General features: G+C 56.8%; 31 protein-coding genes. 19 read left to right on the forward strand and 12 right to left on the reverse strand.

The genetic code is table 11. The features are described from left to right. Nucleotides 1–114: 114 nt before the first annotated feature. Genes J7400_RS05260 through J7400_RS05270 form a run of 3 tightly spaced genes read left to right on the forward strand, consistent with a single transcriptional unit; the run spans nt 115 to nt 2,270 of the window. The gene (locus J7400_RS05260; RefSeq protein WP_209060520.1) at nt 115–984 is read left to right on the forward strand and encodes a DUF692 domain-containing protein; all 870 of its coding nucleotides are present in this window, start codon (nt 115–117) and stop codon (nt 982–984) included. Further along, nucleotides 981–1,733 (forward strand): DNA-binding domain-containing protein, encoded by a 753-nt coding sequence (locus tag J7400_RS05265; protein ID WP_209060521.1) that lies wholly within the window; start codon nt 981–983, stop codon nt 1,731–1,733. Before J7400_RS05260 ends, J7400_RS05265 begins: the two co-directional genes overlap by 4 nt. Nucleotides 1,734–1,745: 12 nt before the next feature. Further along, on the forward strand, nt 1,746–2,270 hold the full coding sequence (locus J7400_RS05270; protein WP_209060522.1) for a DoxX family protein: 525 nt from the start codon (nt 1,746–1,748) through the stop codon (nt 2,268–2,270). A 147-nt stretch (nt 2,271–2,417) separates the two neighbouring features. Here J7400_RS05270 and J7400_RS05275 read toward each other — a convergent pair whose 3' ends face one another. After that, nucleotides 2,418–2,732 carry an ArsC/Spx/MgsR family protein gene (locus tag J7400_RS05275; protein ID WP_209060525.1) on the reverse strand — a complete coding sequence of 105 codons (315 nt, stop codon included), beginning with the start codon at nt 2,730–2,732 and terminating at the stop codon, nt 2,418–2,420. 208 nt (nt 2,733–2,940) lie between these two features. On the opposite strand from J7400_RS05275, the gene J7400_RS05280 reads away from it, so the two are divergent. Then, nucleotides 2,941–3,147: a cold-shock protein gene (locus J7400_RS05280; protein ID WP_058240518.1), complete on the forward strand. Its 207-nt coding sequence runs from the start codon at nt 2,941–2,943 to the stop codon at nt 3,145–3,147. 484 nt (nt 3,148–3,631) lie between these two features. Here J7400_RS05280 and J7400_RS05285 read toward each other — a convergent pair whose 3' ends face one another. Together J7400_RS05285 and J7400_RS05290 are read right to left on the reverse strand one after the other, a co-directional pair. Beyond that, nucleotides 3,632–4,126 (reverse strand): dihydrofolate reductase, encoded by a 495-nt coding sequence (locus tag J7400_RS05285; protein ID WP_209060527.1) that lies wholly within the window; start codon nt 4,124–4,126, stop codon nt 3,632–3,634. Nucleotides 4,127–4,129: 3 nt separating this feature from the next. Beyond that, nucleotides 4,130–4,909 (reverse strand): thymidylate synthase, encoded by a 780-nt coding sequence (locus J7400_RS05290; RefSeq protein ID WP_209060529.1) that lies wholly within the window; start codon nt 4,907–4,909, stop codon nt 4,130–4,132. Nucleotides 4,910–5,173: 264 nt separating this feature from the next. Here J7400_RS05290 and J7400_RS05295 point away from each other — a divergent pair, with 264 nt between their 5' ends. Together J7400_RS05295 and J7400_RS05300 are read left to right on the forward strand one after the other, a co-directional pair. Then, nucleotides 5,174–5,602 carry a VOC family protein gene (locus tag J7400_RS05295; protein ID WP_209060531.1) on the forward strand — a complete coding sequence of 143 codons (429 nt, stop codon included), beginning with the start codon at nt 5,174–5,176 and terminating at the stop codon, nt 5,600–5,602. Next, nucleotides 5,596–6,336, forward strand: coding sequence for a DUF1194 domain-containing protein (locus tag J7400_RS05300; RefSeq protein WP_247738638.1), 741 nt, complete (start codon nt 5,596–5,598; stop codon nt 6,334–6,336). Before J7400_RS05295 ends, J7400_RS05300 begins: the two co-directional genes overlap by 7 nt. Nucleotides 6,337–6,469: 133 nt before the next feature. On the opposite strand, the gene J7400_RS05305 is transcribed toward J7400_RS05300, so the two are convergent. The 3 genes from J7400_RS05305 to J7400_RS05315 all read right to left on the reverse strand — a co-directional run bounded on the left by J7400_RS05305 (nt 6,470) and on the right by J7400_RS05315 (nt 7,771). Next, the gene (locus tag J7400_RS05305; RefSeq protein ID WP_209060533.1) at nt 6,470–6,967 is read right to left on the reverse strand and encodes a winged helix DNA-binding protein; all 498 of its coding nucleotides are present in this window, start codon (nt 6,965–6,967) and stop codon (nt 6,470–6,472) included. 90 nt (nt 6,968–7,057) lie between these two features. Beyond that, nucleotides 7,058–7,354 (reverse strand): succinate dehydrogenase assembly factor 2, encoded by a 297-nt coding sequence (locus J7400_RS05310; RefSeq protein ID WP_209060534.1) that lies wholly within the window; start codon nt 7,352–7,354, stop codon nt 7,058–7,060. Nucleotides 7,355–7,369: 15 nt separating this feature from the next. Then, nucleotides 7,370–7,771 carry a helix-turn-helix transcriptional regulator gene (locus J7400_RS05315; RefSeq protein WP_247738639.1) on the reverse strand — a complete coding sequence of 134 codons (402 nt, stop codon included), beginning with the start codon at nt 7,769–7,771 and terminating at the stop codon, nt 7,370–7,372. Nucleotides 7,772–7,857: 86 nt separating this feature from the next. On the opposite strand from J7400_RS05315, the gene J7400_RS05320 reads away from it, so the two are divergent. Together J7400_RS05320 and J7400_RS05325 are read left to right on the forward strand one after the other, a co-directional pair. Continuing rightward, the gene (locus J7400_RS05320; protein ID WP_209060535.1) at nt 7,858–9,060 is read left to right on the forward strand and encodes a pyridoxal phosphate-dependent aminotransferase; all 1,203 of its coding nucleotides are present in this window, start codon (nt 7,858–7,860) and stop codon (nt 9,058–9,060) included. Between the two features lie 34 nt (nt 9,061–9,094). Then, a complete protein-coding gene (locus J7400_RS05325) occupies nt 9,095–9,499 on the forward strand; it encodes a hypothetical protein (RefSeq protein ID WP_209060538.1) in 405 nt (134 codons plus the stop codon). A gap of 129 nt (nt 9,500–9,628) precedes the next feature. Here the strand turns inward: J7400_RS05325 and J7400_RS05330 are convergent, their stop codons facing one another. Further along, the gene (locus J7400_RS05330; RefSeq protein ID WP_209060539.1) at nt 9,629–11,023 is read right to left on the reverse strand and encodes an MATE family efflux transporter; all 1,395 of its coding nucleotides are present in this window, start codon (nt 11,021–11,023) and stop codon (nt 9,629–9,631) included. Between the two features lie 108 nt (nt 11,024–11,131). Here J7400_RS05330 and J7400_RS05335 point away from each other — a divergent pair, with 108 nt between their 5' ends. Then, nucleotides 11,132–11,776 carry a DUF2461 domain-containing protein gene (locus tag J7400_RS05335; protein WP_209060542.1) on the forward strand — a complete coding sequence of 215 codons (645 nt, stop codon included), beginning with the start codon at nt 11,132–11,134 and terminating at the stop codon, nt 11,774–11,776. Between the two features lie 3 nt (nt 11,777–11,779). Here J7400_RS05335 and ppk2 read toward each other — a convergent pair whose 3' ends face one another. Next, entirely contained in the window at nt 11,780–12,799 is a 1,020-nt protein-coding gene (ppk2, locus tag J7400_RS05340) for a polyphosphate kinase 2 (protein ID WP_209060544.1), read from the reverse strand. 361 nt (nt 12,800–13,160) lie between these two features. Between ppk2 and J7400_RS05345 the strand changes: the two genes are divergently transcribed. Further along, nucleotides 13,161–13,934, forward strand: coding sequence for a transporter substrate-binding domain-containing protein (locus tag J7400_RS05345; RefSeq protein ID WP_209060547.1), 774 nt, complete (start codon nt 13,161–13,163; stop codon nt 13,932–13,934). A gap of 62 nt (nt 13,935–13,996) precedes the next feature. On the opposite strand, the gene J7400_RS05350 is transcribed toward J7400_RS05345, so the two are convergent. After that, the gene (locus tag J7400_RS05350; protein WP_209060549.1) at nt 13,997–14,566 is read right to left on the reverse strand and encodes a hypothetical protein; all 570 of its coding nucleotides are present in this window, start codon (nt 14,564–14,566) and stop codon (nt 13,997–13,999) included. Between the two features lie 178 nt (nt 14,567–14,744). On the opposite strand from J7400_RS05350, the gene parE reads away from it, so the two are divergent. From parE to J7400_RS05375, 5 genes are all read left to right on the forward strand, one after another. Beyond that, on the forward strand, nt 14,745–16,703 hold the full coding sequence (gene parE, locus J7400_RS05355; protein ID WP_209060550.1) for a DNA topoisomerase IV subunit B: 1,959 nt from the start codon (nt 14,745–14,747) through the stop codon (nt 16,701–16,703). Between the two features lie 425 nt (nt 16,704–17,128). Further along, nucleotides 17,129–17,473, forward strand: a complete 345-nt coding sequence (locus J7400_RS05360) for a hypothetical protein (RefSeq protein ID WP_209060551.1) — start codon at nt 17,129–17,131, stop codon at nt 17,471–17,473. 218 nt (nt 17,474–17,691) lie between these two features. After that, nucleotides 17,692–18,105, forward strand: a complete 414-nt coding sequence (locus J7400_RS05365; RefSeq protein ID WP_209060552.1) for a hypothetical protein — start codon at nt 17,692–17,694, stop codon at nt 18,103–18,105. A 73-nt stretch (nt 18,106–18,178) separates the two neighbouring features. Continuing rightward, complete coding sequence (locus J7400_RS05370) at nt 18,179–18,925, forward strand: hypothetical protein (protein WP_209060553.1); 747 nt, start codon at nt 18,179–18,181, stop codon at nt 18,923–18,925. Between the two features lie 57 nt (nt 18,926–18,982). After that, nucleotides 18,983–19,657, forward strand: a complete 675-nt coding sequence (locus J7400_RS05375) for a hypothetical protein (protein WP_209060555.1) — start codon at nt 18,983–18,985, stop codon at nt 19,655–19,657. Between the two features lie 129 nt (nt 19,658–19,786). Here J7400_RS05375 and J7400_RS21395 read toward each other — a convergent pair whose 3' ends face one another. Next, nucleotides 19,787–20,365 (reverse strand): PA14 domain-containing protein, encoded by a 579-nt coding sequence (locus J7400_RS21395; RefSeq protein WP_209060561.1) that lies wholly within the window; start codon nt 20,363–20,365, stop codon nt 19,787–19,789. Nucleotides 20,366–20,468: 103 nt separating this feature from the next. Next, nucleotides 20,469–21,122, reverse strand: coding sequence for a phosphoglycolate phosphatase (gene gph / locus J7400_RS05385; RefSeq protein WP_209061998.1), 654 nt, complete (start codon nt 21,120–21,122; stop codon nt 20,469–20,471). Nucleotides 21,123–21,382: 260 nt separating this feature from the next. Here gph and J7400_RS05390 point away from each other — a divergent pair, with 260 nt between their 5' ends. Further along, nucleotides 21,383–22,309 (forward strand): LysR family transcriptional regulator, encoded by a 927-nt coding sequence (locus J7400_RS05390; RefSeq protein WP_209060562.1) that lies wholly within the window; start codon nt 21,383–21,385, stop codon nt 22,307–22,309. Here J7400_RS05390 and uraH read toward each other — a convergent pair. Then, nucleotides 22,306–22,662, reverse strand: a complete 357-nt coding sequence (gene uraH / locus J7400_RS05395; RefSeq protein WP_209060566.1) for a hydroxyisourate hydrolase — start codon at nt 22,660–22,662, stop codon at nt 22,306–22,308. The genes J7400_RS05390 and uraH overlap by 4 nt on opposite strands. Nucleotides 22,663–22,816: 154 nt before the next feature. On the opposite strand from uraH, the gene puuE reads away from it, so the two are divergent. From puuE to J7400_RS05410, 3 genes are all read left to right on the forward strand, one after another. After that, the gene (gene puuE, locus J7400_RS05400; RefSeq protein WP_209060571.1) at nt 22,817–24,232 is read left to right on the forward strand and encodes an allantoinase PuuE; all 1,416 of its coding nucleotides are present in this window, start codon (nt 22,817–22,819) and stop codon (nt 24,230–24,232) included. Next, entirely contained in the window at nt 24,229–24,741 is a 513-nt protein-coding gene (locus J7400_RS05405) for an ureidoglycolate lyase (RefSeq protein WP_209060573.1), read from the forward strand. The genes puuE and J7400_RS05405 overlap by 4 nt, the downstream gene beginning before the upstream one ends. A gap of 65 nt (nt 24,742–24,806) precedes the next feature. Continuing rightward, nucleotides 24,807–26,147: a nucleobase:cation symporter-2 family protein gene (locus J7400_RS05410; protein WP_209060574.1), complete on the forward strand. Its 1,341-nt coding sequence runs from the start codon at nt 24,807–24,809 to the stop codon at nt 26,145–26,147. The last annotated feature ends 189 nt before the right edge of the window (nt 26,148–26,336 follow it).

A 26,336-nucleotide genomic window follows, 5' to 3' on the forward strand; every position in this document is an offset into this window, starting at 1 on the left:
AAAATTTCCGCGCCAGCCGCCAGTGAAATTACCCAGTGAAATTCTACAGAGCCCAAAAGCCACCACTCCAAAAGAACCTGCCCCCAACACCTGCCACAAGAACAAGGTGACGCGATGTTTGACGCACAACAAACGCCCCGCAAATTGCCCAACCGCCCCGGCGTCGGCTACAAGCCGCAGCACTACGCCGATCTGATCCAAGATCCCGGCACCGTGGGCTGGCTCGAAATTCACGCTGAGAACTATATGGGGGATGGCGGTCGCCCCATCGCGCAACTCCGCCAGTTGTCTGAGCGTTTTCCGATTTCCGTCCATGGCGTTGGTTTGTCAATCGGTGGCGAAGGCGCACTTGACGCCGACCACCTTGCGCGCCTCAAGCACCTTGTTGACTGGCTAAACCCAACCGTTTTTTCTGAACACTTGGCTTGGAGCACCCATGATGGCGCGTTTTTGAACGATCTGTTGCCCTTGCCCTACACCGACGCCACGCTCCAGCGCGTGTGCGACCACATCAACCAGCTGCAAGACACCATCAATCGCCAGATGATGCTGGAGAACCCGTCCAGCTATTTGGCGTTCGATGAAAGCACCTGGTCGGAACCTGATTTTCTGCGGGAAGTTGCCAAGCGCACAGGATGTGGATTGCTGCTGGATGTGAACAACGTTTTTGTGTCCGCAACCAACCTGGACTACGATCCCCGCGCCTACATTGCAGATTATCCGCTCGACATGGTCGGTGAAATTCACCTCGGCGGCCATGATGAAGACGAAGATGATCACGGCAAGCCACTGCTTATCGACAGCCACGGCGCACCTATTGTTGATCCTGTATGGGCGCTGCTTGACCACACCCTTTCCTTGTCTGGCCCCAAACCGATCCTGATCGAGTGGGACACCGATGTGCCGGGATGGCCGATCCTGCATGACGAAGCGCTGCGCGCAGATGCAGCCCTTGCCAAGCTTACCACCGGTGTTGCGGCATGAACGTCTCCCAGAACGAATTTCGCGGCGCGATCTTTGATGGCGGACGCGCGCGGCCTGAAGGCCTGTCCGATGCCAAAGGTCAGCCTGCCGGGCGGCGGTTTGACGTCTATCGCAACAATGTGGCCGTCTCTCTGACAGAAGCGCTTGCCACCGGTTTTCCGACCATCGCCAAACTCATTGGCAGTGAGAACTTCAATGCGATTGCAGGCGTGTTTCTGCGCCAATCGCCACCGTCCTCGCCGATGATGATGCATTATGGCGAAGACTTTCCGGATTTTCTGGCGGGCTTTGAGCCTCTGGCACATCTCGGCTACCTCGCAGATGTCGCACGCCTTGAGATGGCGATGCGCCGCTCCTACCACGCAGCGGACGCAGAAGCGGTGAACCCCGAAGCCCTAGCGGCCCACCCGCCTGAGCGCCTCACCGAACTGGTAATGACCTTCGCCCCCTCGGTTAAACTCCTGCGCTCTCCCTGGCCGATCCACGCCATTTGGGCATTCAATATGCAAGATGGCCCAAAGCCTGAAGCCGGAGGCCAGGATGTTATCATCCTGCGCCCTGAATATGATCCGGTCCCCCACGCTTTGGCACCCGGAGCCTATGAATTTATCACCGCGCTCACCGCGGGCGGCACACTGGGCGCCGCGGCTGCTGTCGCAACCGACGAAGTGGCTGAATTTGACCTGAGCGCCACGCTCGGCCTACTCCTAACGGGCAACGCCCTGATTTCTATTGATTTACCATCCTAATCCGAGGATCGCATGACACGTATACTGGACCAATACACCGACCTTCTTGACCGGCTTGACCGTCTGGATTGGCTCGTTCCCACGCTGGCCCGCCTGAGCTTTCTGGCAGTGCTGTTCTTCTATTTCTGGAACTCGGCAATGCTGAAGATCGACGGTTCGATCTTCTCCCCGTCTTCCGGTGCATTCGGGCAGATTTTCCCAAAAGCAGCCGAAGCCGTGCTCTGGGACGTCACTCAAATGAACTTCTTACAGCGCATTGTGATCCTTGCTGGCACGATTGCTGAGTTTGTTCTTCCTCTGCTGATCGTTTTTGGTCTGCTGACCCGCCTCGCCGCAGCTGGCATGATCGGCTTCATCATTGTTCAAACGCTGGTGGACGTGACGGGCCACGGTGTTGCCCTTGGCGGTCTGTTTGACAGCGCTCAGGGTCTGATCGACCAGCGTGTGATGTGGATCCTGCTCTTTGTGGTGCTGGTCTTCAAAGGCGCTGGCCCAATCTCGATTGACGCCCTGTTCCGCAAGCCTTCCAGAGACTGATCCGGGCGGCCACTTACATACAAAAAACAAAAGCCCGCGAGACAATCGCGGGCTTTTTTGATCTGCTCTGGCACCCTAACGAAACTCAATTTGTCCCGACTGAAAAGACTAAGGCACCGAGAGAAATTGAGCTCGATATTCGCGCCCTTAGCTAAGTTCGGCCTGCACGTCTTTTCCCCAACCGAGGTAATAGCTTCCGCCGCGCTCTATAAGCGGACGTTTCATCAGGGTGGGATGCGCTTTCAAAAGCGCAATCGGATCTTCTGAGCGTTCGTCTTCGCTCAAATTTCTCCATGTGGTCGATTTCTTATTCACTAGATCATCTTTAAATTGTGTGTGTGCTATTTCTAACACCACATCAGGAACCCCATCCTGACGAACATCGACAAAGGCAACATCCCCCAATGTTTTCATTGCCTTACGACAGGTATCGCAATTTTTCAAACCGTAGACAGTTGTCATGTCACCCTCTTTGCATGGCCATAATGACCGTATAATCCAGTTCATTTCGGGTTTCACGTTGGTTTTGCTTGATTTTTGTCATCACCATGCAATCCTCAGGCAGGCGCATTTGTTTCAATCTTCCGTAATCGTGCACTCGGAATTTGGGATTTCTGTTGCTCCGGCATTTTGCCGTAATTGACTAAAAGTGAATAAAGAGGAGAACGGTATGCCACGCGGTACCGTAAAGTGGTTCAACACCACCAAAGGCTTCGGGTTCATCGAACCTGAAGAAGGCGGCAAAGATGTCTTTGTCCATATTTCCGTTGTCGAACGGTCCGGACTTAAAGGTCTGTCCGACAACCAGAAAGTTGAATTTGAAATGACGCAAGGACGGGACGGCCGCGACATGGCGGGCGAACTCAAACTGCTTTAATGGATTGGGGCGCCATTAGCGCCCCATCCGCCCTGCGCTCCGCGCGCAAATCCCCTCCTTCAAAAATCTGCTATGAACAGCCCTTCGCACCAGGTGGACAGCTTGATGCTCTGTAGCCCCTGTGGCCCGTGCTCGCATTGACAAAACGCTCGGTGGTGTTAGGCGTACCACAACAAATCACGCCACCCAATGTCACTGGCTGGAGCCCACTCGGGCAGTAATTTGTATAGGTCGGATAGGGATGGATCAGCACCCCTTCAGGCTGATTGACCGGCCCAATGACCGGAGCATTGCTGCTCCAGCTCTGTGCCGAAAGCGGCGCGGCAAACATCAATGCAACTCCAGTGGCAAGCGAAAGGCATTTCATAAAACACAGGCTCCAATTGTTGTTAGAAACATAGATAGCTTTGGCTAAGCTACTGCACGCGTTTGAAAACTGTCAAATTCGCAGACACGCGCCACTGTGATTTTGAAAGCCAGTCACTCACGCTGCGGCAGTTTTAGAAACACGCAAATACTCACGCACCGTACAGCTCGGTGTGGCGCCCTCAAGCGGTCGGCTTGTGATGAGCTGCCACTTCGCAGGATCAAACTCCGGAAAGAAGGTGTCCGCGTCATTAATCTCGGTCTCGACATCCGTGATCAGCAGACGATGCGCGACATTGAGCATTTCCTTGTAAATGCCCGCGCCGCCTATGCCGTAGATCCGATCATAGCCTTGCGCTGTGGCATAGTCGACAGCAGCATCAATCGAGGGCACCACAATGTCCGCCGCATCCGGCTGTGAAGCCACCACAATATTCAGCCGATTTGACAGCGGCTTTACCGGCAGACTGTCCCAGGTGTTGCGTCCCATAATCAGGGCGCCTCCGGTGGTCTCGCGCTGAAACAGTTTAAAGTCCTGTGGAATGCGCCATGGTATGTCCCCATCCCGCCCAATCGCACCGTTTTGGGCCCGTGCAACAACAAGTGTGATCATAGTTTACACCGCCACTGGTGCGGAAATGGCCGCGTCCGGCTCATATCCAACAATTTCAAAATCCTCGAAGGTAAAGTCAAAGATCGACTTCACATCCCGCTTAATCACCAATTTCGGCAGCGCCTTTGGTGTGCGTGTCAGCTGCAGATTTACCTGCTCCATGTGATTGGAATAGATGTGGGCATCGCCAACGGAATGCACAAAATCCCCAACCTCATAACCGGTCACATGCGCCAGCATATGCTGCAGCAGCGCGTAGGAGGCGATGTTGAACGGCACGCCCAGGAACATGTCGGCAGAGCGCTGATAAAGTTGCAGGTGCAATTTGCCATTCAGCACCCGCACCTGCCACATGGTGTGGCACGGCGGCAGCGCCATATCGGGCACATCCTGCGGGTTCCAGGCAGAGACTATCAAACGGCGGCTGTCAGGCGAGGTTTTGATCATCTCAACCAGCGTTTCAATCTGATCTACGCCGCCAAAATCGCGCCACTGCTTGCCGTAAACCGGTCCAAGATCCCCGTTTTCATCGGCCCATTCGTCCCAGATGGTGACCCGATTGTCTTGCAAGTACTTGATGTTGGTGTCGCCTGCGAGAAACCACAGCAATTCATGAATGATCCCGCGCAGGTAAAGCTTCTTGGTGGTCACCAAAGGAAAGCCATCTGCGAGGCCATAGCGCATCTGCATCCCGAAATAAGAACGCGTGCCCGTGCCTGTCCGGTCGCCCGTGTCTTCGCCAAACTCCAAAATGGTCTTCAATGCATCATGATATTGTTGCACGGCCTGCCTCGTTTCTCCTCAGTGTCACCCCATCTGGAATGCCATTTGCACCGGCACCCATTTGGAGCAACGACTCACAGTTGTCGCGTTCTCTGAACTATATCTTGTGGGTCTCAAGCTGGAAACCGCGAGGATTGATCCATCCACAGGCAAATTCAGCGCACCACTTCCCGCATCCGTGATTGCCTCCCAACTGCAAACAGGCTGGCCAATCCGGACAGTTGCGTGTTCAATATCTCCAAACCCCATTCAAAGGAATCCCATATGCATGTGAAATACCTGCACACCATGGTGCGTGTCTCTGATCTGGAGGCTTCCATGGCTTTTTACGCGCTCTTTGGTCTCAAACAGATCAAGCGCTATGACAGCGAACAGGGCCGCTTCACGCTTGTCTATCTGGCCGCAGATGGCGATCACGACGCACCACTGGAACTGACCCACAACTGGGACGGCGACGAAGGCCTGCCCTCTGACAGCCGCCACTTCGGGCATCTCGCCTATGAGGTCGGCAATATCTACGAAATGTGCCAGCATCTGGCGGACAATGGCGTGGTGATCAACCGCCCGCCCCGCGACGGGCGCATGGCCTTTGTTCGCTCACCGGACAACATCTCCATTGAGTTGCTGCAGCAGGGCGAAGCGCTCGCGCCTGCGGAACCATGGGCCAGCATGGAAAGCACCGGCCATTGGTAAGAGCGACGGCGCATATCGCCGCAATTGGGGTGGCTCTTGTGGCCACCCCCACCCTCGCTTCGGACTGCCGCATGGCGCTTTTGCTGGCATTGGATGTGAGCTCCTCCGTGGACAGCGATGAAGACGCGCTTCAGCGCCTCGGCCTCGCCGCTGCTCTGAGTGCTCCCGAAATTCAGGCAGGTTTCCTGAGCGATGCACGCCCGGTGGCGCTTGCAGTCTATGAATGGAGCGGGCGTCACAAACAGAAAACCCTGCTGGACTGGACCCTGATCGAAACACGCCAGATCCTCAATGAAAGCGCCGCCAAACTTGGGCTTTCAAAGCGCGGCACCTCTGAATTTCCCACAGCCCTTGGCCATGCGGTCGGCCATGCCGCCACGCTCTTTCGTCAGGCACCCGCGTGTGATGTTCAGGTGCTGGATGTGAGCGGAGACGGGGAAAACAACGATGGTTTCACACCCAAACAGGCCTATGCGGCCTTTCCGCTGGACGGGGTGATCGTCAACGCGCTGGCGATTGAGACATTTGGTGTCAAAGCGGCCGATTTTGCAGCCCGTCCCGGTGATATGACGGACTACTATCGGCGTGAGCTGATCAAAGGGCCTGATGCCTTTGTGGAAACGGCCAAAGGGTTTGAAGACTTCGAGAACGCCATGCGACGTAAGCTGTCACGCGAACTGTCTGTTACTGTGATCGGTCAAGCTTGGTCTCGCGTATCCGAAAAATCAAACTGACTTATATTTTTCAATAGTTTGCAGTGCAACCCTCACGCAAATCTGGAGCACATAAGCAAACGCACGCCGCGCCCCATTCTGGGGCAGGCGCGCAAAAAGCTACGGAGTCCCCATTCTGGGGCTGCCGGCTATGTCAGTAGATGTAGCGGATCTGATCCGTCCAATAGCGTTCCACACGACGCAGCGCGTGGGTGATCTGTTCGATGCCATCATCGCCCAGCACACCTTTGGACTGCAGACCTTCTGCATGGCGCGCAAACAGGGCAGAAATCACATCGCGAATTTCACGACCCTTTTCGGTCAGGCGCACGCGCACCGAACGGCGGTCAATCTCGCAACGCTGGTGATGCATATAGCCTGCATCAACGAGTTTTTTCAGGTTGTAACTCACGTTTGAGCCCTGATAGTACCCGCGGCTTTTGAGTTCGCCGGCTGTCACCTCATTGTCGCCAATGTTGAACAGCAGCAACGCCTGCACAGCGTTGATCTCAATCACGCCCACACGCTCAAATTCGTCCTTGATCACATCCAGCAACAGCCGGTGCAACCGCTCTACAAGCGCCAGCGAGTCCAGATAGTCGGCCATAAAGCTCTGTTCTGTCCCGCTGGGCATCGATGAATGAAAGCTCATTCTTAGTCTCCGTCAGCTTATCTAGCAGCCAGAGTGACGGAAAAAGCCCAACAAGAGGTTAAACCGTCCAAAAGACATGACAAATTCGCGTCAATTTGCACCGCTGATGGTGGTCGCAATGCGAGAAATAAGGGCTTTGAAAGGTTCAGGCGTTGGTTTTTGCCCCGTAACCCATTGATATAAATCCTGGTCATTCTCACAGAGCAGAGCGTCATAAAGATCCAGCGCAGCGGTATCCATCTGCGCCAGATTCTCATCTGCAAACCGCTCAAGGATGATGTCCATCTCTTTGATGCCCCGCCGCATGGAGCGCATTTTCATGCGCTTGAGACGATTCTCATATGTTTCCTCGCCGAAATTTGCGGCCTCTTTTGGGGCGTCAGACATCATCACACCTTTTGCTCAGATCTTTTTGCGCAGAGTTTTTTCAAGCCGTGCCAGCCGATCCAGATCATTTTTCATGCGCGCGCGGATATCGCGGATCTCTTTCAGAATGGCAAGCAGATCTGCTTCTACGCTCTCGCCCTCCTCGCTCATGTCAACGCCGTCGCCCTCCCCGGTCAGCAACCAACCGACCGAAACATTCAGCAATCCGGCCATCATCGACAGGCGATTGGCGCGTGGCTCCCCGAGATCGTCTTCCCAGGCCGCGATGGTCGACTTCTTGACGCCAAGACGTTTGGCAAACTCGCCGCGCTTCAGGCCTCCAGCCTCTCTGGCGGCTGCCAGGCGATCGCCGAAGGTGGCAACCTCCTCACCATACCAGTCGTCTTCAGGCATCACTTCCAGTTGATCTTGTGGCATAGTTTACTCCTTAGCGCTTCGACCTTGAATGGCCTTGGTGGGCACCCTAAGACATGGGACCAGAGATTACAAAAAGAGGCCAAGCCATGTCTTTCCTGTCTGAGACCCTATCGCGTGTCAAACCGTCCCCGACCATCGCTATGACAGCAAAGACCGCAGAATTGAAGGCCGCCGGACGTGACGTTATTGGCCTGAGCGCGGGTGAACCGGACTTTGACACCCCGCAAAACATCAAGGACGCCGCTGTGGCGGCCATAGCGGCGGGAAAAACCAAATACACCGCGCCTGATGGGATCCCGGAACTGAAGCAGGCGGTCTGCGCCAAAATGATGCGGGATCACGGGCTGGAATACACACCTGCGCAGATCTCCGTCGGCACCGGCGGCAAACAGACGCTCTATAATGCGCTGATGGCAACGCTGAACCCCGGCGATGAAGTGATCATCCCTGCGCCCTATTGGGTGAGCTATCCCGATATGGTGCTGCTCGCGGGCGGCACACCTGTGGTGGCTGAAACATCGCTGCAGACCAATTTCAAACTGACAGCAGATCAGCTGGAAGCCGCGATCACGCCAAAAACCAAGTGGTTCATCTTCAACTCGCCCTCCAACCCGACCGGCGCGGGCTACTCGCGACAGGAGCTCAAGGAACTCACCGATGTGCTGATGCGCCATCCCCACGTCTGGGTGATGAGCGACGATATGTATGAGCATCTTGCTTATGACGGGTTTGAATTCTGCACCCCGGCGCAGGTTGAGCCGGGGCTTTATGAGCGCACCCTGACCTGCAATGGCGTGTCCAAAGCCTATGCCATGACCGGCTGGCGTATCGGCTATGCTGCGGGCCCCGTGCAGCTCATCGCCGCAATGCGCAAAATCCAAAGCCAGAGCACATCAAACCCCTGCTCCGTCAGCCAATGGGCCGCTGTGGAAGCGCTGAACGGCACGCAGGACTTTCTCGCTCCCAACAATGAGGCCTTCAAACGTCGCCGCGATCTGGTGATCTCCATGCTGAGCGAGATCGAAGGGATTTCCTGCCCCACGCCAGAGGGCGCCTTCTATGTCTATCCGTCGATTGCCGGACTGATTGGCAAGACCACGCCCAAAGGCACCGTGATAGAAAACGACGAAGCCTTCGCCAACGCCCTGCTTGAAGAGGCAGACGTTGCCGTAGTGTTTGGAGCTGCCTTCGGGCTTTCGCCAAACTTCCGCGTCAGCTACGCTACCTCTGACGAGGCACTGACCAAAGCCTGCCAGCGCATTCAGGCGTTCTGTGCTTCTCTGACATAAACACCGGACAACCGGGGGCATCCGGAGAGGACAGATGAGCGGCGATCTTCCAGACTATTATTTTCGCGTGCGCGAAAATGGCGCGGCGGTGTTTCGTGTGGACACAGAAAATCGCCATCGCCGGATCGAGATGGATCAGATCGCCGTTCTCAACATCCGGAATGGAGAGGTCAAACCGCACGGGGAACGCACACTTTCCAAAGAAGACAAAGCCGCGATTGAGGCTTGGATGGAAGAGCGCCGCGCCTTGCTTGCAGAGCGCGACATCGACGACATCCTGCGCACGGTGGATCATTTGAACCTGACCACCCAATGGGCCCAATCCAAGGCCACGCCTGAGCAGCTTGAAGAGATCACCGACACGCTTTTGCTGACCATGCATGATCTACGCTCGGTGCTGGTGCGCAAAAAAGCCGACCGACTGCTCAAGGGAAAGTAGTAGCTGCGGCACTCTTCTCAGTGAGCACCCATTTTTTTGGATTTAGTTTTTTAGGGGCGCTGCCCCTGCCACGCAAGCGGTGGCCACCCCGGGATATTTTGCGAATGAGAAGAGCTGCACGTGCAAGCTTCAGGCCTGGGCAAACTTTTCCCGCAGACGACTGAGATCGGTGCGCCAGAAACGATACATCAGCAACACCGCTGCAGCCGTCAGCCCTAGAACCAAACCCAGCCAAACGCCCACGCCGCCCAGCTCAGCCTTAAAGCCCAACACATAGGCACAGGTGACACCAAGCAACCAGTAGCTGATTGCTGCGATCACCATCGGGCCGCGCGTATCCTGCACACCGCGCAGCAGCCCCAGCGCCATGACCTGCGCGCCATCCACGACCTGAAAGAGCGCGGCCACATAGAGCAGGCTCACGCCTGTCGCGAGGATTGCCACGCGCTGGGGCTCCTCTGGGTCGATGAACATCCCCAGAAGCTGCTGCGGGAACGCAAGAAAGACGGCGACCGTGATAAGAGAGACCGCAAGCGACATGACAATCGCCACCAGCGCGCCCCTAGCCATATGATCCGCATCTTTGCGGCCCATCGCATTGCCAACGCGCACTGTGGCGGCGTTTGACAGCCCCAGATGCAACATGAAGGCAAGGCTTGCGAGCTGCAACGCAATGCCATGAGCCGCAAGCGCCACGGTGCCAAGCCAGCCCATCATGACAGAAGAGGCGGAAAACAGCCCGACCTCTGCGAGGTTGGTGAGGCCAATCGGCAGCCCCAGCTTAAAGACCTGCGCAAACACATCCCAATCCGGGCGCCAGATGCGGGCAAACAGCTCATGTTGCGGCAGAGCACGCACCGCATAGAGGATCACGCCAAGCAGCGAGACAAACTGCACAATGATTGAGGCAATCGCCGCCCCGCGCACGCCAAGCTCCGGCAGTCCCCAATTGCCAAAAATCAGGCCATAGTTGACAAGCGCATTCACCGGCACCGCAACAACCGTAACCCAGAACACCACGCGCGTGTGCTCCAATGCGGCCAGATACGACTTAAGCACCATCACCAGCAGCGCGGGCATCAGCCCAAATCCGGCGATGCGCAAATAGGCCTGCGCCAAATCGGCCACTTCCGGCCCCTGCTGCAATCCCAGCAGCAACGCTCCGGACAGGAAAAAGAGCGGCAGAACCACCAGCCCGTAGGTGACTGACAGCCAAAGCCCCATGCGCGTGATGCGACGCAGCGCAGCTTCATTGCCTTCAGCGTCGGCCTCAGCCACCAGCGGCATCACCGCAATGGCAAAGCCTGACCCGAGGATAAAAATCACGAAGAAAAACGTGTGTCCAAGCACAACCGATGCCAGCGCCTCTACCGAGTACCAGCCCAACATGATTGTGTCGGTCAGACCGATGGCAAATTGCGCCACATGGCCGCCAATCAGCGGCAAGCCCAAGCGCGCAAGGGCCCGGATGTGATCCCGCGTGGCCATGGAAGATTTTACAGAAGTTCTGGTTGTCTCGCTCATCTCTCAGCCATATGCCCGTTGTTTGTGCAGAGCAAGCCGCCAGTTGCAGTTGATCGCTTCTCGCGGCTCTGACACCATCAATACATGCGATCCGCATTGGAGCAGCAAATGTCCACAGCAGCGTTAGACGGTCTAATTCCAGACACCCGACAGTTCCTTGGTGAGCTGGCCGAAAACAACACTCGCGACTGGTTCTTGGCCCACAAGGAGACCTATGATAAAGCGCTCAAAGCGCCCGCGCTTGAATTGCTGGATAAGGTCGCCGCCCATTTGCAAAAACAGACGGGCCAAGTGCCCACCACAAAGCTGTTTCGACCCAATCGCGATGTCCGCTTCTCAAAGGACAAGACGCCTTATCACCTGCATCTGCACATGTCCTGGTCCACGGCGCCAACCGGCTGGTTCTTTGGTATCGGACAGGACTACATCTCCGCAGGTGCTGGCATCATGGGATTTGACAAAGACATGCTGACCCGCTGGCGTGCAGCTGTGGACGGCCCCAAAGGAGAGGAGATCGCCGCAGAGGTGGATCGCCTGCTGGGATGGGGAGCGCGTCTGGATGAACCTGCGCTCAAGCGCGTGCCTGCACCTTATGGCAAAGATCACCCTCAGGAAGCCCTGTTGCGTCGCAAAGGCCTGGCCATGTGGTTTGAGGTGACGGAGGAGGAAGCGTCAAAAGGCGACCTCGTTTCCGAGATCGCCTCCGCATTCCACACATTTGATCCACTCAACCGGATCCTGTTTGAGATCTGAACCTCAGCGGTCTTTTCGGCTGTCCGGATGCAACGCCGTACCCAGAATATGATCTGAGTTGTGGATCACATGGCTTGCGGTGTTCGCAATCAGCGGATCAGCGGGTTGCGCAATCTTCGGATCCTTGCCCGGATAGTCCAGCGTGCTCAGGAAGTGACGCATACAGTTCAGACGCGCCCGCTTCTTGTCGTTGGATTTGATCACGGTCCAAGGCGCATCAGCCGTGTCGGTGTAGAAGAACATCGCCTCTTTGGCTTCTGTATAGTCTTCCCATTTGTTCAGCGATGCTTTGTCAATCGGGCTGAGCTTCCACTGTTTGAGCGGATCGGTTTCGCGGCTTTCAAAGCGGCGCTTCTGTTCATCTTGGGTGACTGAGAACCAATATTTATAAAGCCGAATGCCTGACCGCACCAGCATCTGCTCCAGATCAGGGGTCTGGCGCATAAATTCAAGATATTCTCCGGGTTCACAGAACCCCATCACCCGCTCAACACCCGCGCGATTGTACCAGCTGCGGTCATAGAGCACGATTTCACCGGCAGTCGGCAGGTGCTCGATATAGCGCTGAAAATACCATTGGCCGCGTTCTTGATCAGTGGGCTTATTCAGCGCCACCACACGTGCAGTCCGCGGGTTGAGGTGCTCGGTAAACCGCTTGATGGTCCCGCCCTTACCGGCCGCATCGCGCCCCTCAAAAAGCATCACAAATTTCTGGCCGGTCTCCTGCGCCCAGAGCTGAACTTTCAGCAGCTCGGACTGCAGCTTGGCCTTTTGCGTCTCATAAGCACGACGCGACATCTTTTTCGGATAAGGGTACTCGCCGCGTTCAAAGGCGCGGCGCATCTCATCCACGGACTCCTTATTGGCAACGGCAGGTGCCGCTGGAGCCGCAGCGTCCTCTGCAACTGGCGCGGGCTCGGCTTCGCTCTCTACCTTTGGAGCCTCTGCAATTTCAGCAGGTTCCGCAGCGACGTCCAGCACCAGTTCCTCTTCAACAACACGCTGTTCAAGTTGTTTTTCCATAAGCTAATCCCTGTCCTGATAAATTCGACAGACATATAGCAAAGGTTGCAATTTCGCGCTTTGACACACGTCAATTTCCAGAGAAATAGTCAGTGAATTTATTGCGCTGATCTCTGCACCGAAAACATGTCGGCAACTGGGAGGGCGCACCTCTATCTGAGGAGTACGCCGATCGTACCCTTCTATGGAAGATTGAAGCCCTCAGATATCGACCTCTCAAATCCATATTAAATCCACCACAAAACAACGCGAAGAAGGAAGCGAAAGCTATTGAAAATATTGAATAGTCGTCACAGCCAGTAGCGTTCCGTTAAGATTCGCGCCCCTAGGCTCTCCTCACACTTAAGAGGACCCTAAGATCATGAAACTTTTTGCCGCCGCTTTGGCCACAACATCCCTCACGCTTACCGCGCCCGTCTTTGCTGAAACGCTCACCATCATGGCAGCCGATTTGCCGCCGATGGTCTACGCCGACGGCACAGGCCGCGAAGCAGAGATCGTGACCGCTGTGATGGGCCACTGCGGTCACGAAGTGGCTTTTGAGGTGCAGCCGTTCACACGCCACTGGGCCTCATTTGAGGCGGGCAAGGGGGACGCTGTGATGACCGTACCCGTGGGGATGCCAATGGAAGGCACCCAAGGCGCTGCCTATATTGCCTATCAGAACGGCGTGTCCTTCCTGGCCGGTTCTGGCAGCGACTATGGCGCGCTCAGCGATCTTGCAGGTCTCAGCGTTGCCGCATTCCAAGGCGCGTCCAACATCCTGCCCGGACTTGCAGAGGCCTCCGACACCTTCGCCTCTTATCGGGAGATGACCGATCAGGAAACTCAATCCAAGCTCCTCTTTGGCGGGCGCGTGGACGGCATTCTGGGCGATGGCATGCTGTTTGCGGCCTATACCGCCTCTCTGCGGGACGCAGGCTCCAGCGCTGGCATTGATGCGTCCCAACCGCTTGAGTTCCGCGCCATTTTTGAGCCGTCCAATTATGCGATGAATTTCCGCGATGCCGCGCTGGCCGCCGATTTTGATCGCTGCTTTGCAGAGCTTGAGGCGGACGGGACCATCACCGCCATCAACGCCAAATGGGTCGACAAATATCGTGACACATTGGGCAACAACTACCTGTCTATGTAACCTGTTGTTGGTGCGGCGAGCGCCCTGCGCATGCAGAAGGCGCCGCCAACCTGCTGCGCATTTTAATCACAGAACCGGCCCTGCACCTCGTAGCGAGCAAAGGGAATTTTGTCCGGACGTTCCGGCCTGTCAAAGGTCTGTGGGCGGCCAATCACCCGATCTTCCGGATCGCGTGTCCCACGCAAGCTGTCAGGGTCCAATGCACGTCGATCACATGTCGCCAACAGGCGGATCGTGATCGCCTCCTGATCCTGCAAATCAATCAGGTAGCCTTCCCGACGCGTTGCCGTGCTGTTGAAAATCAGCGGTGGGTCCAACCGGAACTCTCGTGTCTCAGGCCCGAACAGCTCCGGCTCGCCTTGCCAATCTTGCCCGGAGGCAAACAGCAACTCATAAAACCCAGGCGGCACCAAGACGCGGAAGAACTCTCCGCCGCGTATATAGGCAGCCAGCGCCATCTCCCCGGTTTCATATGCGCGCAGCCGCAGCACATAATCCGCCTCCGCCGTTGTCTTGATTTGCAACGGGATTGTGGTGGGCAGCCCCGTCTTGTTCCAAAGCAAACCCTGCGGCCTTTCCTGCGCCGCCCCACCTGTCGCGAACAGAATGAAAAACAAGATACTGCGCCACATTACCGGCTCTCCCTCAGATGTCTCAAAGATAGGCATCCGCGTGGGCCCGAGCCATAGAATTTTCCGTGACCATAGAGAGAGCAACTCTGATGGCGTATCTGCGCGTTCTTCCTCTTCCCCCTGCCGCGCGCTCCTGCCATAATGCTTACCAAGCAACATGAACAAGAGCAGCCCGCGAATGCCCAACGACCTTCTGGCCGAAGCCCAGCCGACCGATTATGACGCCTCCTCGATTGAAGTCCTTGAGGGGCTTGAACCTGTCCGCAAGCGTCCGGGCATGTATATCGGTGGCACGGATGAGCGCGCGCTGCACCACATGGTCGCCGAGATCCTCGACAACTCCATGGACGAAGCGGTGGCAGGCCACGCCAACCGCATCGAAGTGGAGCTGCATGAGGATTATTCCCTGACCGTACGCGACAACGGGCGCGGCATCCCTGTAGATCCCCACCCCAAGTTTCCGGACAAATCCGCGCTCGAGGTGATCCTCTGCACATTGCACGCGGGCGGCAAATTCTCGGGCAAAGCCTATCAGACCTCGGGTGGTCTGCACGGCGTGGGTGCCTCGGTTGTGAATGCGCTTTCGGATTTGATGGTTGTGCAGGTTGCGCGCAACAAAGAGCTCTATGAGCAGCGGTTCTCCCGCGGCATTCCGCAGGGCAAGGTCGAGAAAATCGGCGCCGCGCCAAACCGCCGTGGCACAACCGTGACCTTCCACGCCGATGAACAGATCTTTGGCTCCCACCGCTTCAAACCGGCACGCCTCTTCAAATCCATCCGCTCAAAAGCCTACCTCTTCTCCGGTGTCGAAATCCGCTGGAAAACCGCGATTGATGACGGCGAAACCCCAACGGAAGCCACCTTCCACTTCCCCGGCGGTCTGTCCGATTACCTCAAAGAAACCATGAACGGCGCCACCACCTACGCCGAACAGCCCTTTGCGGGCACCGTGGACTTTCAGGAGCGTTTCAACACGCCGGGCAAGGTCGAATGGGCCATCAACTGGACCCCAAGCCGTGACGGTTTCATTCAGTCCTACTGTAACACCGTCCCCACACCGGAAGGCGGCACGCACGTTTCCGGCTTCTGGGCCGCCGTGCTCAAAGGCATCAAGGCTTACGGCGAGCTGGTGAACAACAAAAAGGCCGCCCAGATCACCCGCGACGATCTGATCACTGGCGGCTGCGCGCTGGTCTCCTGCTTCATTCGCGAGCCGGAATTTGTCGGCCAGACCAAAGACCGCCTCGCCACCGTTGAGGCCCAGCGTCTGGTGGAAAACGCCGTGCGCGACCACTTTGACAACTGGCTGGCCGCCGACACCAAATCCGCCGGCGCGATCCTTGATTTCCTCGTGCTGCGCGCCGAAGAGCGTCTGCGCCGCCGTCAGGAAAAAGAAACCGCCCGCAAAACCGCCACCAAAAAGCTCCGCCTGCCGGGCAAGCTGGTGGATTGCTCCGCCACCAACCGGGAAGGCACCGAGCTTTTCATTGTTGAGGGTGACTCCGCGGGCGGCTCTGCCAAAATGGCACGGGATCGTAAGAAACAGGCCCTGCTGCCCCTGCGTGGTAAGATCCTCAACGTGCTTGGCGCAGCCAGCTCCAAGATCGGCACCAACCAGGAAATCAACGACCTGACCCAAGCACTCGGCGTCGGGCTTGGCACCAAATTCAATGTGGACGATCTGCGCTATGACAAGATCATCATCATGACCGACGCGGATGTGGACGGCGCCCACATCGCCGCGCTGCTGATGACCTTCTTTTATACCCAGATGCGCCCGATGATCGACGCGGGCCACCTCTACATGGCCTGCCCCCCTCTCTTCCGCCTCACTCAGGGCGCCAAACGTGTCTATTGCGTGGACGAAGCGGAAAAAGACGAATGGCTCGCCAAAGGTCTTGGCGGCAAAGGCAAAATCGACGTCAGCCGCTTCAAAGGTCTTGGTGAAATGGACGCCAAAGACCTCAAAGAGACCACGATGGACCCCAATTCCCGCAAGCTGATCCGCGTGACGATTGACGAGGACGAACCCGGCGAAACCGACGCGCTGGTGGGCGATCTGATGGGTAAAAAACCGGAGAAACGCTTCCAGTACATTCAGGAGAACGCGCGGTTTGTGGAGGAGCTGGATGTTTGAGGCAAGGTACCCAAAAGTGTAAATGGATACATCACAAATTGCTCAAAAAGTTTCGCTCCCTACGGCGCGCATAGTTGCCATTTTTCTAGTGATTGAACTGTTTTCACTGTTCACAATCGGCAAATCGCCCGCCTATTTGACAGCGAACGAGTTGTTTCAGGCGCGCCCTCTAAACCTAGGTTACTATGCAGTCATTTGCTCCATGGTGGCTTTTCCTGTTTTTCTGCCATTGTATTTTTGTTCTTGGAGCTTAAACTTTTTGCCTACAGGTTGGTAACCTGGCCGTTTAGGCGCTCTCGCATTGCTAAGGTAAGTTTCGCATTTTCTCGACGGCAACAGTTTGTACACTCTTCTATTGTCAGAAAATACGCTGAGTGGAAATCAGATGCTAAACTTCTGGAGAAACTGAACGAAAATGAACGCCGGTGCGCGCGACCATCGGCCATGCTGCCATCAGCAATATTCGTTTTACTGATTTTGATCGTGTGGAACTCTTCGAGCGCCGCTCCTTCATTTTTATGAAAGTGTGCTCTTTAGATGAGCCAGCTCAAGTCTGCGGGCTATATGATATCGTAGTCGCGACAGCCTTTCTCCAAGCCGGTTTTTTGATGGCCGTCCAAGGTTTTGCAGACAGACAGTCTCAGTTTTTTCCAATACGAGAACTGCCAGTAGCTCTTGGCGAAATAAGAAAGGCGCCAAGATCCGAAGTGGCCGACGACCTTGCAAAAGCGATGTCAACTTGGATGCATGGAAGAAGCGATAAATCCTAAGCGCCCGACCCTAGGGTGGGTGCAGAATGCGCCCTCCCATTGGGGAGGGTCGGGCGCGGCGGAATGCAAAGCATTCCGCATTGGATTGTAAATCACACGCCGTAGGGTGCGCATTCACTGCGCACCACCCTTTCGATACACAACACCGCCAAATCGGTGCGCATTAATGCGCACCCTACGGCTTGCCCCTGCGCGGTGGCACTGCCACACTCTGCCCCATGCGCCAGATCCTCCTCCTCGCCCTCCTGATCCCAAATTCGGCCCTCGCCCAAGCCCGCGCGGACAGCGAACGCTATCAAAACAATCACTTGTCCCCAACCGCGGCACCCAAATCGCAGGACTCAGACCTCTCTCAATGGCCGCAAGATGAACCCCGCACAGAGCTCTTCTGTGACCAATACGCCCGCGCCGCCACCGGTATGCGCGGCACTGAGCAAGGCAGCCGCACCGGCACCAATCTTGGCCAGGGTCTCGGCTACATCGGAACACGCGACCGCAAACAGGCCGAGGCTTTTGGCATGATCGGCGCAGCTCTTGGGGCGTCTGAAGGCCGCGCGCAGGATCAGGAATTTTACAGCTTCCACTTTCAGGAATGCCGCACGGGTGGGCGCCTTGTCCCCACCCCGAAATAAGCCAATCAGCTGTTGAAACACCCCTGACCCACCTGTGAACCCTGTTTCAACGGGAACCCGCTATGCTCGCCCCATGGCTGACTTCATTCACATCTATCAACTGCCTCTGATCCTGCTTTTCTTCATGATCGGCAGTGCCGGCGCGCTGTTGTTGTTCAAATTCGCGCACCGCTCAAAGGCATGGGAATTGGCCGATGTGATCTGGGTGGCGCTCGGCGGTTTGGGTGCTGTAGTCGCCATAGCTGTGGGCATCTATCAGGAGGACAGCACGGCGCTGAACCGTCAGGTCACCGTCGCCTATACCGCGTCGCGCGCCTTTGACACCGACGCCGCCCGCTTCCGCCTGCGCTATTGTAACGATGTGTCCGAAGAGGAGCTGCAAAAGCTCTGTGAGAAAGTTGAATATCTTTCCGCCAGTTCCGCCAGCAACACTGCCTTGCCGCTCTTTGTCTCGGTGACTGAGCGCCGCGCGCCGCTCGAAGGTTTCACGCTACTGTTCAAAAACCGCGACGACATGGACACCATGGAGAAAGCCGCCGCCCAACTGGAAGAGGCGGAGTTTCTCGCCTTTGACACCCGCGATGTGCCCACGGTTATGGCGCTCAAAGACATCGCCCCCACCCGTCCGGAGGTTGCTGCCGACTACCGTGTTCTGGCGCTGACCTATGACGCGCTGATCGAAGATGTCAGCGTTCTGCGCGAGGCCTGGGAGGTGCTGCAATCAGGCCGCGCCCTTCTGATCCTGCAATTTGTCGCCATCTGCCTGGTGGCCTTTGCCGCGCCCTTCCGGCTGGGCCGCACCATCGACGGACTGATCTGACTGTGACGTGATCGATTTGCGCCTTGTCCGATCTGCGGCCTTTGCTACTCTTCTTTCATGCGCCGCCTGCTTTGCCTTCTCTCCCTGACGCTGATTTCCTGCACCCGTCCCCTCACGGAGACCGAGACCGCCTTTGCGCGCGATGTGCATGGCGACAGTCTGGACACCAGCCGCGTGCGTATCACGCGCGATGTGCCTCTGGGCGTGGCCACTTTTGAATACAAAAAGCGCCCGCGTCTGGCCTGTCGGGAACGCATCAATCCCGAACCCAAAGAAGAGGTCATCACCGCCTCCCCCGCGGGTGTGGTGCTCTTCAATCGCCTCTTCACCACCGAAGACTGGTCTGTCCCGAACTATCTGCCGGACTATCCCGAGAAGGTGCACATGAGTGCCGCGCTGTTCTTTGCCCACGAAATGACCCACGTCTGGCAATGGCAAAACCGCGACGTCACCGGATATTCACCCCGCCGCGCCGCGAGCGAGCACAAACGCGGCGTAGATCCCTATCAGTTTGAAACCGCCTCGGCGGAGACCTTCCTGGATTACGGCTATGAACAGCAGGCCTCTGTGGTCGAAGAATACCTTTGTTGCGCGATCCTGGATCCGGAAGCCCCCCGCACCGCGCGCCTTCGCTCCCTGCTGGATGATCACTTCCCCGTCGATGATCTGCCCCGTCTGGAGTCCGTGATCCTGCCTTGGGAAGGGGCGGAACTAGAAGGCATTTGCCGCTAAACCAGTCGGTATTTGCACTTACGGTCCACAGCCGTGGTACCACCGCGTTACAGCCGCAATACCGACGCGATACATATGTGGACCTGCCCACAAAGAAGGAGGCCAAGGCCCCCTTCTGTGTTCCTGCGCCTATTTGTATCCGAAGGCGCTGTCCGGGATCAGTTGTCGCTTGCCGCCCGGCGGTGTCCACTCGCTCTCAAAGCAGGCCGTGCCTTCTTTCTGGAAATACAGCACCTTAATGTCATACCAGCCTGCCTTAGGCACATTCACCTGCGGCCGCCCTGCGCTGGCACAGGCGGTGATGCCGTCAATCTTGCCCACGGTCTGCCCGCTGATCCAGATCTGCGCGCCATCATTTGTATAGAATTCAACACCATAGACCCCAGCAGACGGAAATTTGATGTAGCCGGTCACCTCTGCGCCAACCAACTCTGCACGGCCTGACGTCATCACCGGCGCGCCCTTGCCCTTGTCTGGAAAATTCAAACCCGGCAGCGGCGTTCCCGGCTCACCAAAGCGCTCAATCCGGCGCTGCGCCGGATGCAAGTTGCGCACACTCCGGTCATTGACCGCATATACAACTGCAAGCCCGGTCTTAAGACCTTTGGGTTGTGGATCTGCAGGTGTCAACTCAATCACCTGCGCAGAAAGCGCGTTAGAAAACATAACAGAAACTGTCGCCAACGCACTGAAAATAAAAGACTTCACTGTGCAACCTCCCTGGTGTCGCATTCTTCTATCGCAGCCTAGAATCTTTGACACCCGCGGGGCAAGTCACAGTTCAGCGACAGAATAAGTAACCAGTCGCGCGTCAGGCTATGGCACTCAGCTCCGCCGCACGCAGGAAGTCGTTCCAATGCGAAAACCGAACATCATGCGCGATTTCCTCGACCGGAGACTTGCGGTAGCCCTCCGTATACAAGGCAAATCTCACCTCCGCATTCTCTGCGGTTCCGGCATCCACTTCGCTGTCGCCCACATACAGAACCTCCGCGGCGGAGAAGCTGCCCATCGCCTCATACAGCGGCTGCGGATCAGGCTTGCGCACCGGCAAGGTATCCCCGCCGATAACAACATCAAAAAAACCTTCAAGACCCAACCCGGCCAACACATGCCGCGCGGGCTCTTCCGGTTTGTTGGTACACACCGCGAGAAACATCCCCTTTTCCTTGAGCAACCGCAGTACGTCCAACACGCCGTCATACACCACGGTCTTGTCGGAATTTGATGCATTGTAGATTGCCAACACCCGCGCGTGTACGCGGTTAAACTCTTCCACCGGCATGCCCCGCGCGGCCATCACGCGTTCAACAAGCTTGGGCAAACCATTGCCCACAAACGAAATTGTCGTCGCAAGATCGAGGGGTTCGAAACCTTCTTCGGTGAGAATCAGGTTGATTGAGGCCTGAATATCCGGCGCGCTGTCCACCAAAGTGCCGTCCAAATCGAATACCACTGCCTTGATCATCATTATTGCTCCCAAAACTTTCGGCGCACAGAAACAATCTTTGAGGACAAAGGCAAGCGCATGGGCGCGCTCTACCCACGTGCTTTGATGACAACTGCAGACTAGCTCCAATTCGTTGGCCAAAGGGCATTCAATCTGCCCGAAACCAATCTGGAGAGCGGTTTCTGCAAATCTGTCGCCGCGACATGCTGGTGCATTCTGGTTTTCTTCACTAACATGAAGAACCCTGACTTATTTCAAGAAAATCCTGAAAATTCATGTCCTACATCGACAACATCCGAACCTTTGTACGTGTCTATGAACTGGGCAGCATGTCCGCCGCGGCCCGTGATCAGAGGATATCTGCGGCTGTGGCATCCTCGCGGATTTCTCAATTGGAAGAATATCTTAGCGTGCGTCTCTTTCACCGCACAACGCGGCAGCTTAATCCCACTGAGCAGGGCAACACTTTCTATGATGGCGCATGTAAGGTTCTGGAAGCGATAGAAGACGCCGAAGCCGCAGTGAATTCCATCACGCAAAGCCCACGTGGCTTGCTCCACATCGCCGCCCCCTTGGGTGTTGGCCGGCGGCTGATCGCGCCCTTGGTGCCAGAATTCAAAAAAGAATATCCACTGGTCGATCTGAGACTTCGTCTGTCCGACCGGAAGCTGGACCTCACCGCGGAGGGCTTGGATGTCGCCTTTTTCTTAGGTGTGCCGGAAGACAGCACTCTACGCATCCGAAAGATTGCGGATTGCCCGCGTGTTCTTTGTGCATCCCCGAGCTACCTCGCACAGCGTGGCACGCCGGAGACGCCTGAGGCCCTTACGGATGGAACTCATGATTGCCTCAACTTGCGCTACCCCGGCGCGCCGGAATTCCAATGGCCTCTGGAAACATCGAACGGAACACAGCGTTTTGCAGTGAAAGGGCCGTTTGAGTCCGACGATGGAGACGTTCTGACAGACTGGGCGCTTGAGGGCTTTGGCATCACCCTCAAGCCGGTGTTTGAGATCGCAGAACATCTCAACTCAGGCGCTCTGGTGCCCGTCCTGCAAGATACGCCCCCGATACCGATCCAGATGGCGCTGCTTTACACACACCGCCGTCACCAAGACCCCAAAACACGGCTTTTGATCGAGTTCATGACCCCACGCGTGCAAGCTGCGCTCTCCGGAAACCTTTCGGTTTCCGAAGGTTAACTGCCGCGATAGGTGGAATACCCGAATGGGGACAGCAACAGCGGCACATGGTAGTGCGCATCGGCGTCAGCCATGCCAAAGCGGATCGGAACCTCATCCAAAAAGAGCGGATCATCTCCCGCCTGACCGGTCTCGCGCAGGTAGTCACCGCAATGGAAGATCAGTTCGTAAGTGCCTGTTTTAAAATCGCCTTCTGGCAAGATTGGCGCATCAGTGCGGCCGTCATCGTTGGTGACAGTCTCGGCAATTTTGCGGTGTGAATTGCCGCTGACGCGATACAGCGAAATACGAATACCTTTTGCCGGAACGCCCCGCGCCGTGTCCAGAATATGGGTTGTCAGATAGCCAGCCATAAAATTCCCTCACATTTCTTGTGCATCGTCTATCGCCGATGATGCTCTGCCAAGCAAAGCCAGAGTGCCAACAACACTTTCATGAATAAAGAGAAAGTCTTGGGCATTCGCGCGCGTTAGAACATAATGACAAAAATGTGAGGGAGCCGACAACGTGACTCGTTACGTCCGGAACATGCGGGGCTATGGCCAAAACCCACCCCGCGCCGCTTGGCCGAATGATGCCAAAATCGCCGTACAATTTGTGCTGAACTACGAAGAAGGCGGCGAAAACTGCGTTCTTCACGGGGACGCCGCCTCTGAGGCATTCCTGTCAGACATCCCAGGTGCCGCGCAATGGCCCGGGCAACGCCACTGGAACATGGAGTCGATCTACGAATATGGCGCGCGCGCCGGCTTCTGGCGCCTCCATCGCCTTTTCACCGACGCGGATATTCCCGTCACGATTTATGGCGTCGCCACCGCACTTGCCCGCAGCCCCGAACAGGTCGCTGCCATGAAAAGTGCAGGCTGGGAGATCGCCAGCCACGGCCTCAAGTGGGTTGAGCACAAAGATATGGCAGCGGATGAAGAGCGCGCCGCGATTGCGGAAGCAATCCGCCTGCACACCGAGGTGGTCGGTGAGCGCCCGCGCGGCTGGTATACAGGCCGGTGCTCCGAAAACACCGTGCAGCTCGTCGCTGAGGAAGGTGGCTTTGACTATATCTCAGACACTTACGACGACGACCTGCCCTATTGGCTGGAACTGGAGGAGCGTGATCAGCTGATCATTCCCTACACGCTTGAGGCCAATGACATGCGCTTTGCTACGGCACCGGGCTGGGTGACTGGGCAGGACTTCTACACCTACCTCAAAGATGCCTTTGATACGCTCTACGCCGAGGGCACCGACGGCGCGCCAAAGATGCTTTCCATCGGACTGCATTGCCGCTTGGTCGGGCGTCCGGGCAAACTCGCGGCGCTCAAGCAGTTTGTGGACTACATCCAGAGCTTTGAAGGGGTTTGGACACCCCGGCGGGTCGACATCGCCGAGCATTGGCAAACCCATCACCCGCACCAGCGGATCGAACGTCCAAGCATGATGGACAAAGCCCGCTTTGTGGAAAGCTATGGCGGCATCTTTGAGCACTCCCCCTGGGTTGCCGAGCAAGCGCATGATTTGGAACTAGGTCCGGCGCACGATTGCGCTGCCGGGGTGCACAATGTGCTTTGCCGCGCTTTCCGACGCGCGCCGAAAGAAGCGCGCCTAAAAGTGCTTCAGGCCCACCCTGATCTGGCCGGCAAACTCGCAGCGGCGGGCCGTTTGACCGCTGAAAGCACCTCAGAGCAGGCCGGTGCAGGTTTGGACATGCTGACCGATGACGAGCGCGCACGTTTCACGCAACTCAACACAGATTACGTTGCGAAACACGGGTTCCCTTTTATCATCGCGGTGCGCGATCACGACAAACCCTCCATCATGGCCGCCTTTGAACGACGGATCGGCAACGACAGCACAACCGAATTTGCAGAAGCCTGCCGACAGGTTGAGCGGATTGCCGAGTTCCGGCTGCAGGATTTGCTGCCTTGACCGATATCAACGCACTCCCATTGACCGCAGAAGCCTTCGCGCCATTTGGCGATGTCATCACGCTGCGGGACGCTCCTGATAAGATCATCAATCAAGGCATGTGCGGTCGGCATCACGACTTGGCCCAAATGGATTTTGGGCCAATGGGGCGCGCGGGCATATCGCTGTTTAATGCCACGCCGCGCACGCTACCTTACACACTGGACATGGTCGAGCGGCACCCAGACGGCTCGCAGGCTTTCATTCCGATGACGGAACATGCGTTTTTGGTGATTGTTGCCAAAGATTTAGGCGGCATCCCCGATGTGCCCCAAGCTTTCCTCGCGGCACCCGGCCAGGGCATCAACTTTCATCGCAACATATGGCACGGAGTGCTGACCCCTCTGAGCGCACCCGGCTTGTTTGCCGTGGTAGATCGCATTGGAGACACCGCCAACCTAGAAGAGTTTTGGTTCGACACACCTTATCGCGTGGTGGCCGACCAAATCCCCCGGTCAGGCCTCACCTGACCCTCTTGCCTCAAGCTGCTCAATATTAGAAGTGGCAGGGCGTAACGACCGACAGGAGAAGCAAAATGGCTGATAGCACAGCTAACAACACGCAGACATTGGGGCAATATGCCGACCCCAATGTCACGCCACCTTTAGGCCAAGCAATTCCGCTTGGCTTCCAGCACGTCTTGGCGATGTTCGCCTCCAACGTGACCCCTTCAATCATCGTCGCCGGTGCGGCTGGTCTGGCCTTTGGCGGGCCGGAACAGGTCTATCTCATTCAGATGGCCATGCTTTTTGCAGGCATCGCCACGCTCTTTCAGACTGTTGGGATTGGTCCCATTGGCGCGCGCCTGCCCATCATGCAAGGCACCAGCTTCGCCTTTGTGGGCGTTCTCGCGGGTGTCGCCGCGACCCAAGGTTTGAGCGTTGCGCTCACCGCCTGTATCATTGGCGGCGTTATCCACTTTGCGCTTGGATCCGTGATCGGCAAACTGCGCTGGCTCTTCCCGCCGTTGGTGACCGGTCTGGTGATCCTTGCAATCGGCCTATACCTGATCCCGGTGGCCATCAAATATGCAGCAGGTGGCGCGGCAAGCTTTCAAATGGAAGCCGAAAGCTTCGGCTCGCTGAAGCACTGGTCCGTGGCCCTCACCGTTGTGATCGTCGCTTTGGTGCTGAAGTTCTACACCAAAGGCGTCCTGTCCAATGCGGCCATTCTCGTGGGCCTGCTGGCGGGCTACGTTCTGGCTTTTGCTCTCGGAATGGTAAACTTCGCAGCCGTCGGCAAAGCCTCTTGGGTGACAGGCATCACACCGCTCCCTTACGGGTTTGAATTCAGCTTGGGCGCTGTCATCGCGGTCACCTTGGTTTCCATCGTGTCTGCCATTGAAACCGTGGGCGACGCCTCAGCGACCGCGAAAGCGGGCGCTGGCCGCGACGCAACGGATGCAGAGATCCAGGGCGCGACCTACGCAGATGGCCTCGGCACAGCCGTGGCAGGCGTGTTTGGCGGTCTGCCCAACACATCCTTCAGCCAAAACGTTGGCATTGTCGGCATGACAGGTGTGATGAGCCGCCATGTGGTGACCATCGGTGGCATCGTTCTGATCGTCTGCGGCTTGCTGCCCAAGATTGGCGCCGTCATCGCCTCTATGCCGCTTCCGGTGCTGGGTGGCGGTGTGATCGTGATGTTTGGCATGGTTGCCTCCGCAGGTCTGAACGTGCTGACCGAGGTGAACATGAACCGCCGCAATATGGTGATCATCGCGGTCTCGCTCGCGGCAGGTCTCGGCCTCAACCTTGTGCCAACCGCCGTGCAATATTTGCCAGGTGTTATAAAAACGCTGATGACATCCGCAGTGGCCCCCACTGCACTTTGCGCCATTGTTCTCAACCTCGTGCTGCCGCAAGAAGAAAGCTAAGCTTCTGCAAATCCGATCTAAAAGGGGCGTTCGCGCCCCTTTTTCTTTGTCTGCTCACCCGTCTTTAACCCTTCCGCCATACCCCGGAACAGACATGATCTGAGCGCATGGGAGCCATGCAACCGCCCCACTAGCTTGATTGTTTAATGTTAAACTATAGTGTCTGAAACGCGGATTTCAGTGGAGGAG

Source organism: Shimia sp. R9_2, from assembly GCF_017743735.1.
GTDB lineage: Bacteria > Pseudomonadota > Alphaproteobacteria > Rhodobacterales > Rhodobacteraceae > Shimia.